8 protein-coding genes are annotated in these 12,669 nt (G+C 71.7%); 3 read left to right on the forward strand and 5 right to left on the reverse strand.

Features of this window, described 5'->3' with window-relative positions; translation table 11 throughout:
• Positions 1-31: 31 nt before the first annotated feature.
• Positions 32-1,453: an MFS transporter gene (locus tag AC29IT_RS15280; RefSeq protein ID WP_488219099.1), complete on the reverse strand. Its 1,422-nt coding sequence runs from the start codon at positions 1,451-1,453 to the stop codon at positions 32-34.
• 322 nt (positions 1,454-1,775) lie between these two features.
• Between AC29IT_RS15280 and AC29IT_RS15285 the strand changes: the two genes are divergently transcribed.
• Genes AC29IT_RS15285 through AC29IT_RS15295 form a run of 3 tightly spaced genes read left to right on the forward strand, consistent with a single transcriptional unit; the run spans position 1,776 to position 5,451 of the window.
• Positions 1,776-2,345 carry a (2Fe-2S)-binding protein gene (locus tag AC29IT_RS15285; RefSeq protein ID WP_488219100.1) on the forward strand — a complete coding sequence of 190 codons (570 nt, stop codon included), beginning with the start codon at positions 1,776-1,778 and terminating at the stop codon, positions 2,343-2,345.
• Complete coding sequence (locus AC29IT_RS15290) at positions 2,342-3,334, forward strand: FAD binding domain-containing protein (protein ID WP_358437017.1); 993 nt, start codon at positions 2,342-2,344, stop codon at positions 3,332-3,334. The genes AC29IT_RS15285 and AC29IT_RS15290 overlap by 4 nt, the downstream gene beginning before the upstream one ends.
• Positions 3,331-5,451 (forward strand): xanthine dehydrogenase family protein molybdopterin-binding subunit, encoded by a 2,121-nt coding sequence (locus AC29IT_RS15295; RefSeq protein ID WP_488219101.1) that lies wholly within the window; start codon positions 3,331-3,333, stop codon positions 5,449-5,451. Before AC29IT_RS15290 ends, AC29IT_RS15295 begins: the two co-directional genes overlap by 4 nt.
• 114 nt (positions 5,452-5,565) lie before the next feature.
• On the opposite strand, the gene AC29IT_RS15300 is transcribed toward AC29IT_RS15295, so the two are convergent.
• The 4 genes from AC29IT_RS15300 to AC29IT_RS15315 all read right to left on the reverse strand — a co-directional run bounded on the left by AC29IT_RS15300 (position 5,566) and on the right by AC29IT_RS15315 (position 12,669).
• On the reverse strand, positions 5,566-10,383 hold the full coding sequence (locus AC29IT_RS15300; RefSeq protein WP_488219102.1) for an RHS repeat-associated core domain-containing protein: 4,818 nt from the start codon (positions 10,381-10,383) through the stop codon (positions 5,566-5,568).
• A 64-nt stretch (positions 10,384-10,447) separates the two neighbouring features.
• Positions 10,448-11,068, reverse strand: a complete 621-nt coding sequence (locus AC29IT_RS15305) for a YbaB/EbfC family nucleoid-associated protein (RefSeq protein WP_488219103.1) — start codon at positions 11,066-11,068, stop codon at positions 10,448-10,450.
• A 70-nt stretch (positions 11,069-11,138) separates the two neighbouring features.
• The gene (locus tag AC29IT_RS15310; RefSeq protein WP_488219104.1) at positions 11,139-11,849 is read right to left on the reverse strand and encodes a type VII secretion target; all 711 of its coding nucleotides are present in this window, start codon (positions 11,847-11,849) and stop codon (positions 11,139-11,141) included.
• Positions 11,850-11,889: 40 nt separating this feature from the next.
• A complete protein-coding gene (locus AC29IT_RS15315) occupies positions 11,890-12,669 on the reverse strand; it encodes an ESX secretion-associated protein EspG (RefSeq protein ID WP_488219105.1) in 780 nt (259 codons plus the stop codon).

A 12,669-nucleotide genomic window follows, 5' to 3' on the forward strand; every position in this document is an offset into this window, starting at 1 on the left:
CACTCCCGATCAGCTCGACTTCCGCTCCCGATCATGCCCGGCCGTCCCGCTCGCGCATGTCCGCCACCGCCTCGCGGGCCTCTTCGCGGGAGGACACGGTGGGTTTCGCGCCCGGCAGCGGCAATCCCGCGGACTCGCGGGAGAACCAGGTCGCGATCAACCCCACCACGCCCGCCGCCATCAGCAGGAACGCGGGCGCCGTGCTGTGCCCGGTGCCGGTGACCAGCGCCTGCGACAGCAGCGGGGTGGTGCCGCCGAACAGCGCGACCGAGATGTTGAACCCGATGGACACGCCGCCGTAGCGCACCTCGGTGGGGAACAGCGCGGGCAGGCTCGACGGCATCGTGGAGCTGAACGCGATCAGCATCAGCCCGATCAGCACCAGCCCGGCCACCACCAGACCCACCGAGCCGCGGCTGATCAGCCAGAACGCGGGCCAGGACAGCACCACCAGCGCCGCCGAGCCCGCCGTGATGATCGGCAACCGGCCGATCCGGTCCGAGATGCGCCCGAGCCGCACCACGAAACCCATGATGATCAGCATGGTGACCAGCACGAAGATCAGCGCCGAGGTGTGCGCGTAGTGCAGGTCCGCGGTGATGTAGGTGGGCATGTACGAGGTGAGCATGTAGTTGACCACGTTGAACACCGCCACCAGCGCCACGCACAACAGCAGCGGCCGCCAGTGGTCGCGGAAGATGGTGCGGTAGCCAGCCAGCTGCCCCTCGTCCGCGCCGCCGCTCTCCTGCTGCTGTTGCTGCGCGGGCGTCTCCTCCAGCCGGAACCGCAGGTACAGCCCGATCGCGCCGAGCGGCGCGGCCAGCAGGAACGGGATGCGCCAGCCCCAGCCCACCATGTCCTGCTCGCCCAGGGTCGTGAGCAGCACGGTGACCACGGCGGCGCCGAGCGAATACCCGGCGAGGGTGCCGAACTCCAGCCAGCTGGCGAGGAAACCGCGCCGCTTGTCCGGCGAGTACTCGGAGACGAACGTGGTGGCCCCGCCGTACTCGCCGCCGGTGGAGAAGCCCTGCACGACGCGGGCCACCAGCAGCAGCACCGGCGACCAGATGCCGATCGTCGCGTAGGACGGGATCAGGCCGATGGCGGTGGTGCCCGCCGCCATGGTCATCATCGTGATGGCCAGCACCTTCTTGCGCCCGATCCGGTCCCCCAGCGGGCCGAACACGAACCCGCCGAGCGGGCGGACCAGGAACGCGACGGCGAAGGTGGCGAACGTGGCCAGCAGCTGCGCGGTGGCGTTCCCGGCGGGGAAGAACACCTTCCCGGTGATGACCACGAGGTAGCTGAACACCCCGAAGTCGAACCACTCCATCATGTTGCCGATGCCGGCGGCGGTGACCGCGCGCCGCACGTTGCCGACCTTGACGATGGTGACGAGGTCTTCGAGCCGACGAACCGGCCTGGTGCGACGTCCCGTCCTCGACGATGGCATTCCGCTGCGCCTCCTCGACCGCGGTTCCGGGTCCGAACGAGGGGTACCCGAGGTCGGGTGCGGGCACGCCCGCCACTCCCCGACCGGGTGCACGCACCCCGCTGACCAGCGACGCCCGCCGCCGGGATTTTTTCCGGGTTCCCGGTCGTTGATCCGTTTCGACGGATCGGCCGGAATCGTCCCGAGGGGGTGCGCCGCAATCCCGACGTGCGTTCCCCGCGGCCTCGGTGCAGCGCGAACCCGGCCGTGCCCGGTCACACTCGTGAGGCGCCGCCACGGCGGTGTCCGTTCCCGTTCTTGTCGGCCACCGACGGAGATCCCCATGCCCCACCACACCACCATCTCGCTGCGGGTGAACGGCGAGGACCGTTCGCTCGCGGTCGACAACCGCACCACCCTGCTCGACGCGCTCCGCGACGGCCTCGACCTCGTGGGCACCAAGAAGGGCTGCGACCAGGGCCAGTGCGGCGCCTGCACCGTGCTGCTCGACGGGCAGCGCGCCGTGTCCTGCCTGCAGCTGGCCGTCGCCGCCGACGGCTCCGAGATCACCACCGTCGAGGGCATCGCCGACGGCGACCGGCTGCACCCGGTGCAGCAGGCGTTCCTCGACTTCGACGGCTACCAGTGCGGCTACTGCACGCCCGGGCAGATCTGCTCGGCCGTCGCCGTCATCCAGGAGCACGCCGCGGGCTGGCCCAGCGCCGCCACCGCGGACGTGCGCCCCGAGGCCGGTGCGCCCGCGCTGGACGCCGCGGAGATCCGCGAGCGGATGAGCGGCAACCTGTGCCGCTGCGGCGCGCACAACTCCATCGTCCGCGCCGTCGCGCAGGCCGCCACCGTGCACGAGGCCGCGAGCACCGTGACCCGCGGCGGATCGGAGGTCTCGGCGTGAAGGAGTTCGACTACCGGCGCGCCACCGACGTGCGCACCGCCACCGCCCTGCTCGCCGAGAACCCGGACGCCCGGTTCCTCGGCGGCGGCACCAACCTCGTCGACCTGATGAAGGTCGGGGTGGAGACCCCGCCGCAGCTGGTGGACGTGCGCAGGCTGCCGCTGAACACCATCGAGGTCGCCGCGGACGGCGGGCTGCGCATCGGCGCCACCGCCACCAACAGCGAGGTCGCCAACCACCCGGAGGTGCGGCGCCGCTTCCCCGCGCTCGCCCAGGCCGTGCTCGCGGGCGCGTCGGGGCAGCTGCGCAACGTGGCCACCGTCGGCGGGAACCTGTTGCAGCGCACCCGGTGCGGCTACTTCGCCGACGTCACGCAGCCCTGCAACAAGCGGGTGCCGGGCAGCGGCTGCCCGGCCATCGAGGGCGAGCACCACAACCACGCGATCTTCGACTGGTCCGAGCAGTGCGCGGCGACCAGCCCGTCGGACATGGCGGTACCGCTGGCCGCGTTCGACGCCGTGGTGTCCTACGAGACCGCCGACGGCACCGGCGAACTGTCCTATTCGGACTTCCACCGGCCGGTCGGGGACCGCCCGGACGCGGACGTCGCGCTGCCCGCGGGCGCGCTGATCACCGGGATCTCCTTGCCCGGCGCGGAGATCGCAGCCCGCTCCCGGTACCGCAAGGTACGGGAACGCGCCTCCTACGCGTTCGCGAACGGATCCATCGCCGCCGCCCTCGACGTCCGCGACGGGGTCGTCTCCGACGTGCGCATCGCGTTCGGCGCCGTCGCCAACCGGCCGTGGCGGGCACGCGCGGCGGAGCAGGCGCTGCTGGGCCGCCCCGCCACCGCCGCGGAGTTCGGCGCCGCCGCCGACACCGAACTCGCCGCCGCGACACCCCTGCCGCACAACGGGTACAAGGTGCCGCTGATCCGGAACCTCGTGGTGTCCGTGCTGACCGAGATCGCCGAGGAGGCCACCCGATGACCACCGTCGACCCGCGGCTGAGCGCCACGAGCACCACCACCGCACCCGCGGACACCGGCACCGCGGGCTCCGCGCACACCCGCCTCGAAGGCCGCGCCAAGGTCACCGGCGAAGCCCGCTACGCCGGAGATCACCCCATCGAGGACCTCGCGCACGGCTCGCTGGTGCTGTCCACCGTCGCGCACGGCCGGATCACCTCCCTCGACGAGGACGCGGTGCTGGACATGCCGGGCGTGCTCACCGTGCTGCACCACGGCAACGCGCCGCGGCTCAACCCGGAAGCCGGGATCTTCGGGCCCGATCCAGGGCTGCAACTCCTGCAGGACGACCGGGTGCGGTACGTGGGGCACCCGGTGGCGCTGGTGGTCGCGAAGACGCCGGAGCAGGCCCGCGCCGCCGCCGACGCCCTCCAGGTCACCTACGAGGAAGAACCGCACGACGCCGGCTTCCGCGCCGGGCATCCCGCCGAGTACGCACCGCAGGGCGCGGGCACCGTCGACAAGGGCGACGTGGACGCCGAAGCCGACGCGGCCGCCGCCGTCGTCGAGCACACCTACACCACGCCCGAAGAGCACCACACCGCGATGGAGCCGCACGCGTCGATGGCCCGCTGGGAGGACGGCAGGCTCGAAGTCGTCGACGCCAACCAGGGCTCCTACCTGGTCGCGCAGGTCGTGGCGACGCTGTTCGACCTCGACCCGGCGGCGGTGCGGATCCGCTCCGAGCACGTCGGCGGCGGCTTCGGCTCCAAGGCCCTCGGCCCGCAGCTCGTGCTGGCGGTGATGGCCGCGACGCAGTTGCAGCGCCCGGTGCGGGTGGTGCTGACCCGGCCGCAGGTCTTCGCCATCACCTCGCTGCGCTCGGCGACCGAGCAGCGGGTGCGGCTCGCCGCGGACGCCGACGGCCGGTTGCGCGCCGTCGACCACGAATCGCACTCGTTCACCTCCACCGTCAAGGAGTTCGTGGAGCTCGGCACCGAGCTCACCGGCGTCATGTACGCGTCCGAGGCGATCCGCACCCGCACCAAGGTGGTGCCGCTGAACGTGCCCTCACCGGGCTGGATGCGCGCGCCCGGCGCGGCACCCGGCTCGTTCGCGCTGGAATCGGCGATGGACGAGCTCGCCGAGCGCCTCGACATCGACCCGGTGGAGCTGCGGCTGCGCAACGAACCGGCCGTCGGGCCCGCCTCCGGGAAGCCGTTCAGCAGCCGCAGGCTGGTGGACTGCCTCGAACAGGGCGCGAGCCGCTTCGGCTGGTGGCAGCGGGATCCGCGGCCCGGGGTGCGCCGGGACGGGCGCTGGCTGCTCGGCACCGGGGTCGCCGCCGGATCGTTCGGCGCCGGGCCGATGCCCTCCAGCGCCGCCATCACCGCGGATGCCGACGGGACGTACGAGGTGCGCATCGCCGCCGCCGACATCGGCACCGGCGCGCGCACCGCGCTCGCCCAGGTCGCCGCGGAGGCGCTGGACGTGCCGCTGGCGGCGGTGCGGATCCGGATCGCCGACAGCGACTTCGGACCCGCGTTCATCGCCGGTGGCTCGCGCGGCACCGAATCCTGGTCGTTCGCCATCATCGAGGCCGCGCGGGCGCTGCAGAAGAAGCTCGCCGCCGGGGAAACCGCCCCGGTGACCGCGCGCGCCGACACCACCGAGCTCATCGGCGCCCGCGAACAGCTCGAACGGCACTCGTTCAGCTCCCAGTTCGCCGAGGTCGCCGTCGACGTCGGCAGCGGCGAAGTGCGGGTGCGGCGGCTGCTCGGCATGTTCGCGGTCGGGCGGATCATCAACCCGCTCACCGCGCGCAGCCAGTTCGCCGGCGGCATGATCATGGGCTTGTCGATGGCACTGCACGAAGAAGGCGTGCGGGACGCCAGCGGCCGCCAGGCCAACGCGAACCTCGCCGGCTACCACATCGCCGCGCACGCCGACGTGCCCGAGATCGAGGTGGACTGGGTCGACGACCCCGACCCGGGCAACCCGTCCGGGGTGAAGGGCATCGGTGAGGTCGGCATCGTCGGCACCGCCGCCGCCATCGCCAACGCCGTCCGGCACGCGACCGGGGTGCGGCACCGGGACCTGCCGATCAGCTTGGATCGGGTGCTGGAGGGGGCGGGGTAGGACACGAGTGCCATGCGCGTGCGGTGCCGGCCTCCATTCGATCAGCAATCCGCCCGCTGAGCGACAGCCAGTACGACCGGCACCGCACGCCCTCGAATCCCTTGAGCACGTCCCTCACCGATTCTTGTACGAATCCCCGGGCGTGGTCGTCTTCCACGAAGGGTGGTTGATGTCATTGACACCCGTATTTCCCACCCGCCCGTAAGTCGCATTGGTCTGGGGATAGGTCGTGTCACCTTCGGTTTTGACCTTGATCGGATCCCCGTTGTCGATCCGCTGCTGAAGGGAGGTCTTGCTGGAACCCTTGTAATCGAGCTCGATCGCCTCGCCGCTCTTGTTGTGCGCAATGTACGCCCGGACTTCGTTCTGGCTCCAGTTTGCGGGGAACATGGTGCTCACCTTCGTGTTCTTCAGGCCCTTACCGTCATTGGCGAGACCATCCCGCACGTACATGATCTCGTGCACCTTGTTCGGATTACCCCTGCGCGCCAGCACGGTGACGTCCTTCGGCAAGTGATCAGACTTTCCGGTATCCTGATCGATCCAGCTTCCCTTGTCGATTTTTTCGTGTCGACCCGCGGGCTTCTCGTACGCATGCAGACCACTGGGCGAATTCGCACTACTCGCCTTTGTTCCACCCTTGAAAATGTGGTTGTCGAGCCCCTGGCGGCCCGGCCCGTGGTCTTGATGCTTGTTCTTGAACTTGTCCGCGAGGTCGTTGATGCGGTGGCGCGTCATATCGCCGTCCATCCTGCGTTCGCACTTGAGCCCCAGCGGGTCCGTCCAGCTGTGCGGGTTGGGGACGTAGGCGTGCTGGTTGAGGCCGCCGTCCAGGCCCAGCGGGTCGGGGCTGACGTAGCGGGCCAGCAGCGGGTCGTAGTAGCGGTAGAAGTTGTAGTGCAGACCGGTCTCGGCGTCGTAGTACTGCCCGGGGAAGCGCAGCGGCGTGCCGGTGACCGCCTCCGCGCCGGGCGCGCCACCCCACAGCGTCGTGCGGCTCACCCAGGACACGACGCCGTGCTCGTCGACGAGCTCCGTCGGGGTGCCGACCGCATCCGTGACGATCGCGTGGAACTTCGAGTCCACCCAGTCCTGGGGTCCGCGCAGCACCCGTTCGGCCTGGGTGAGGGGCCGGAACGACTCGGGCTCGTGGTCCCAGACGAGGACGAGCGGGCCGGGTTGCCCCTGCCGGTACTCGGCCTGCTCCGCGAGCACGTGCCCGTCCCAGCTGAAGTCCACCCCGGCGACCACGGTCGTCCCGTCGGGACCGAGGCGCTGCTTGGTGATGCGCCGTCCGATCGCGTCGTAGTGGTAGGCCCACCGCGTTCCGTCCGGGGTGAGCACGCCGACCAGCCGGTCGTCGCCGTCCCAGGAATAGCGCCAGGTCTCGGGGCGGTGGGACAGGCGCTTGCGCTGCCGCAGCACCATCCGGCCCTGCGCGTCGTACTCGTAGCGGGCACCGCCCGCGGCGCGGAGCAGGGTGCCGGTGTGCGCGCGGTCGCCGAACTCGTCGTCCGCCCCGGAGGCGGGCCAGCTGCCGTGGGTGATGTTGCCGGTGGCGTCGTAGGCGTAGCGCTCGGACCAGCCGGAGCCCTGGACGCCGAGCACCTTGCCCGCGTGGTCGAGGGTGAAGGTGCGCGGTCCGGTGATCCCGTCCTGCACCCCGGTGAGCGCACCGTCGGCCCGGTACGCGTAGGTGCGCTGCTGGGCGATCCGCCCGCCCGCACCGGCGATCGTCTGGGTCTGGAGCAGGTGCGTGGCGGTCCACGACTGGCCGAACACCAGGCCGGATGCGGTGCTGCGGCGCACTTCCCGGCCTGCGCGGTCGTACTCGAAGCGCAGCGTCCGGCCGGCGCTGTGCAGGGCGATCGGCTGGTCGTTGGCGTCGTACTCCCAGGTGCTCTCGGCGCCGGACGGGGTGCGGCGCCGGATGCGGCGCCCCAGCAGGTCGTACTCGGAGGTGACGGTGCGCCCGTTGACGGTCTCGGCGATCACCCGGCCCGCCGGGTCGTGCTGGAAGGTGACCCGGCTCGTGCCGTTGACGGCTTCCAGGATCTCCCCGGTCTCGCTGAGGGTGAACCGGGCGACGTCGGAGGCGGTGCGGCGTTCGACGATGTTGCCGAGCACGTCGAGCCCGAACCGGGTGACCTCCCCGGCGCCGTTGGTGCGTTCGACGAGCCTGCCCGCCGCGTCGTAGGCGTACTGGAGGGTGCGCCCGTTGAAGTCGGTTTCGCGCACCAGACGGCCCGCGGCGTCGTACTCGTACCGCCAGACCAGCCCCTGCGGGTCGGTCACGGAAGTCAGCCGCATCTCGGTGTCGTAGCCGAACTCCAGCCGCGTGCCGTCGGGACGGACCTCGGCGGCCACCAGGTCGAAGTGGGTGATCTCGGTGGTGGAGACCTCGGAGAACTCGTCGCGGTGCTCGCGCAGGTTGCCCTCGCCGTCGTGGACGCGCCGTTCGACGGTGCCGTCGGCCCGTTCGTGCCAGGCGAGTTCGCCGCCGACCGTCCAGCCGAACCGCTGCACCCCGCCCACCGGGTCGGTGATCGAAGTGACCCGGCCGAACCGGTCCCGTTCGTACCGGGTGACGGCGCCGAGCGGGTCGCGGAGCGCGACCGGGAGCCCGCTCGCGTCGACCTCCACGGTGCTGGTGCCGCCGAGCGCGTCGGTGACCGAGGCGAGGGCGCCGCGCTCGTCGTAGCGGTAGGTGGTGGTCGCACCGCACGGGTCGGTGGTGGTGCGGATGTTGCCGAGCTCGTCGTAGGTGTGCCGCGTGGTGGTTCCGTCGGCCTCGACGACCGCGATCGGCAGGCCGGATTCGTCGTACTCGCACCTGAGCCGGCTGCCGTCCGGGCGGGTGATGGCGAGGACGTTGCCCCGCTCGTCCCGGTCGTAGCGGATGCTGCGCCCGAGCGGGTCGGTGCGCCGCAGCAGGTTGTCGTGCCGGTCCCACTCGGAGGTGGTCGATGCCCCGAGCGGGTCGATCTCCTCGACGACCTGGCCCGCTTCGTTCATCCGGAACGTCGTGACGTTGCCGAGCGAATCCGTGCTGCGGGTGATCCGGTTCTCGGTGTCGAACTCCATGCCGCAGGTGAGGAAACCGCCGGAGCCCTCGGTGCGGACGCAGCGCCCTTCGTGGTCGTAGTGGTAGCGGTACCACTCGCCGTTGCGGTCGGTCCAGCCGGTGATCCGCCCGACGTGGTCGTAGTCGAAGCACATCGGCTGCCCCGACGCGTTGACCACTTCGGTGAGCCGGTCGCCGGTGTAGCCGTAGCGCATCAGCTCCACGTCGCCGTCGGCCGTGGCGGACCGCAACGAGGTGACCAGGCCGTCGGCGGTGTCGACCAGCACCCGGTAGCCGCCGCTGTGCCGGATCTCCCGGGGCGTCCCGTGCTCGTCGTGCAGGAAGTCGATGCGGTTCCCGACGTGGTCGGAGATGGAGGTCAGCGGGCAGGTGGCACCGGCACCGGCACCGGCGAAGCGCAGGACCTGCCGCTGCTGCTGGTCGTCGAGGACGTAGGCGCCGTCCTCGGCCCGGCCGAGCGGACGGCGCGGGCCGCCGTCGCTGAACACCCACGAGCCGACCGCCGGGTGCGGGAAGTGCTGGAGCACCCCGTCCGCCGCGACGAGCACGACGCCCTGCTCGTCCACCTCCACGCGCTGGTCCAATGTGGACACCCAGCTGGGGCCGAACGCGCGCCCGGCCCGGAACGCGGACAGGTGGGTGCGTTCGACGACCAGCGGCAGCGCGGCGAGGAACTCCGCGTCGGTCTGCGCCAGCATCATCTGCCCGGAGGAGACGTCGATCGGGTCGCCCACGCAGCGCGAGTTCTGCAGGGACCGCGAGTTGGTGCCCTGGTCGCGCACCGTGTTGTTCGAGGACGTGGAACGGGTCGAGGCCGGTCCCTTCCCGCCGCGCGGAGGCGGCGTGGGTGTCGGCGTCGGGCCGCCACCGTTTCCGCCGCCGTTGCCACGTCCACTTCCGCCGTTGTTCGGTCCGGGCGCCGGGGACCCTTCCGCGTTGGACGAGTGGTTCGACGCCGGGCCGTCGCCGCGGGGCGGGGGTGTGCCGCCGGGCTTGTTCTCGGCGTTCGAGGAGTGGTTGGAGGCCGGGCCGTCCGAGCCGCCGCGGGAGCGGTCGCCGCCGGTCGGCTTCGGCCCGCCGCCGGACGAACCGTCCGACTTGATCTTCTTGAGCTCCTTGGCCGCGTCGCCGAAGCCCTTGCCGAGCTTCTTCAGCAGCGGCATCAGGGCCTTCATCGCCTTGACCAGCTTCATGGTCAGCTCGGCGATCTTCGTGGCGACCTTGGTGACCTGCACGGCCACCTGCGGCAGCACCCACGCCATCCCGATGCCCGCGGTCGCCAGCACCTGCAGCGCCCAGCTGATCAGGTGGCCCACCAGCTCGGCGATGATGTCGCGCACCAGGGTCCGGACGGCGGCGACGACCTCGCCCGCGGTGCCGATGCCGTCGGCCGCACCGTCGGCCGCCGACTTGGCGGCCGAGATCAGCGTGCCGGTCTCCTCGCTGCGCTTGCGGTAGGCGTCGGCGGCCTTGCCGGACCACTCGGCGATGTCGGCGCCGACCATCTGCTGCAGGTCGGCGCCGACCCCGTCCAGCTCGGTCGCGATGTTCTTCCACGTCTCCGAATGCGCCTTGATCTCGTCCGGATCACCGGTCAGCGAGTCCAGCGCGTCCGACAACGGGCCGACGTGCTCCATCAGCCAGCCCACCCCCGCGGCGAAGATCGAACCGAACGGGTCCATCGCCATGCCCAGCGCGTCCAGCGCCGTGCCGGTCGCACCCATCACGCCGGCGGCCCAGTCACCCGACTCGATGGCCTTCTTCGTCTCGTCGACCGATTCCAGGATCGGGACGCCGCTGAAGGACTTGGTCGAATCCTCGCGTTCCGCGACGAGCGGATTCGCCACAGGAGATCACCTCAAGAGTGCGGGCCGGGGACACCGGCGAATGTGGGGTCGGGAATGCGGCGGGTCAGTCCCGCAGCGGGTCGAAGTCCGGCGGGAAGTCCTCGTCGTCGTCCCGCCGCTGCGGGCGGCGCCGGCCGGTCGGACGGGTCGCGGACGGGCCGGACTGGCTGGACGGGCCGGACTGCGGGGGGCTCGGCGGTGTGGGACCCGGCCGCTGCTGCGGCGGCTCCTCGTCCTCCGGCGCCGCCCACTTGCCGGACTCCGGCGCCTCGTCCTCGGCTTCGTCGGGTTCCTCGGGGAACCGCTCGCGCAGGTTGTCCAGCATCAGCGACCGGGTCTGCCGGTCCTCGTCACCGAGCTGCTCGGACATCACCTCGCCGACGCGGGAGGCGATGTCGCCCTGCGCCTTGCGGATGGTGCCGAGGATCTGCGCGGACAGCTCCTCCAGCGGCATCGAACGGATCTTCTCGGAGAACTCGATGCCGGTGAGGCTGCCGTCGGCGCGCACCGTCACCTTCACCCGGCCGTCCGGGCCGGTCGCGGTCAACCGGATCTGCTCGGTCTCCTCGCGCACCGCCTCGTAACGGCGGGCCTTCTCCTCGAAGCCCTTCACCCAGTCGCCGATGCGCCGTTCCGCGTCGTCCGGGTCGCTGCCGAGTGCGGCGAAGCCCGCTGGTCCGGACATGTTCTTCCCTCCGTGCCGATGTGCTGCTCGATGACGTGCGCGCCGCGAGATCGCGGCGGGTGGGGCGGGACTACGACGTCGCCTCCGGGTCGATCCGCGGGGTGGTGCCGAACACCTGCTGCGAGAAGCCCTGCTCGGCGGGGGTTCGCACCTGCTCACCGTGCGGGGCGTTCCGCGCCGTCGGCTCCTGCACCTGCTCACCGTGCGGGGCGTTCCGCGCCGTCGGCTCCTGCACCTGCTCGCCGTGCGGAGCATTCCGCGCCGTCGGCTCCTGCACCTGCTCCGACGACCGCGAAGCGGTGCCCTGCTGCTGCTCGGACATGCCGTCCGGCAACGACCCCCGCTGCTGCTCCGAATAGCCGCCCTGCGGCGTGCCCCGCTGCTGCTCGGACATGCCGTCCGGGAGCGTGCCCCGCTGCTGCTCCGCCGGGCCGGAGCCGCCGCCCATCAGCTGGAACTGCTCGAAGCCCTCCGGCACGGTGCCGTGCAACTTCTGGAAGGACTGCGAGTTGTCCTCGTCGTTGGTGTCGTACTCCTCGGCGGTGGTGCGGACGTTCTGCGCGGTGGTCTCCAGGCCTTCGCGGGCGGCCTGCAGCGCCGCGAGCCCTTCCTGCTCGGTCGGATTGATGATCGGCGGCAGGAACGAGCACAGCAGCCCGTAGGCCTCGTCGGACATGCCGACCTGTTCGGCGGCCGAGATCGCCGTGTCGACCCGGTCGGTGAGCGAGTCGAGGTGGGCGGCGTGCGCCGTCAGGTCCTCGGAGACGACTTCGTAGGCCATGCGGGGAGCTCCTCTCCGGATGCGTTGCGCGACAAGGGGTTCACCGGGACACGAGCTCCGCGAAGTCCACGCTGGACAGCACTCCGCCGAGCCGCTGCTCGACGCGGCCCGGCTCGGCGGGCACGACGCTCAGCCAGCCCCCTTCGCCGATCAGCAGGTAGCGGCCCTGCGAGGTGTCCATCCAGCTGATGAGCGTCGCCGCCCGGGACCCGCCGCCGCGGACGCCGAGCTGGCCGCCGCCACGGCGGTTCTCCGCCAGCTCCACCAGTGCGGCCGCGTCCTGTTCGGACACCCCCGCCCGCACCAGCGCGGTGTGCTCGTCGAGATCACCGCCGAACGGGTCGTCGCCGAAGTCGTCCTCGTCCGCGACCTTCGCCAGCACCTCGTGGCGCACCGTCAACGACCGCCCCTTGCCCGGCTCGGCGGACGGCAGCACGCCCGCCGCCACCGCGGCCAGCGCGCTCGGCCGGAAACCGCGCAACGACAACCGATTCCCGTCCAGCACCGCCAGCACCCCGGACCGGCGATCCGCGGCGGCCAGCGCCCGGATCGGGCCGTCCGCGTAGCCGACGACGTCCACCGAGATCTCGTGCTCCGCCAGCAGCCGCAGCAGCCCCTCCAGCTCGGCGTCCAGCCGCTCGCCGGTGGCGAGACCGCGGTCGGCCAGCGCGCGGAACACCTCGGCGGTGCGCGCGGTGCGCTCCTCGACGGTCGCGCCGATGCTCGGCACCCGCAGCGGGTACGGCGCCCGGCCCAGGTCGAGCGCCCCGGACACCAGGTCGAACTCGACGGCGGACAGCACGAAGTCCGCTTCGTCCAT

This window comes from Saccharopolyspora sp. MMCC62 (genome assembly GCF_057736575.1).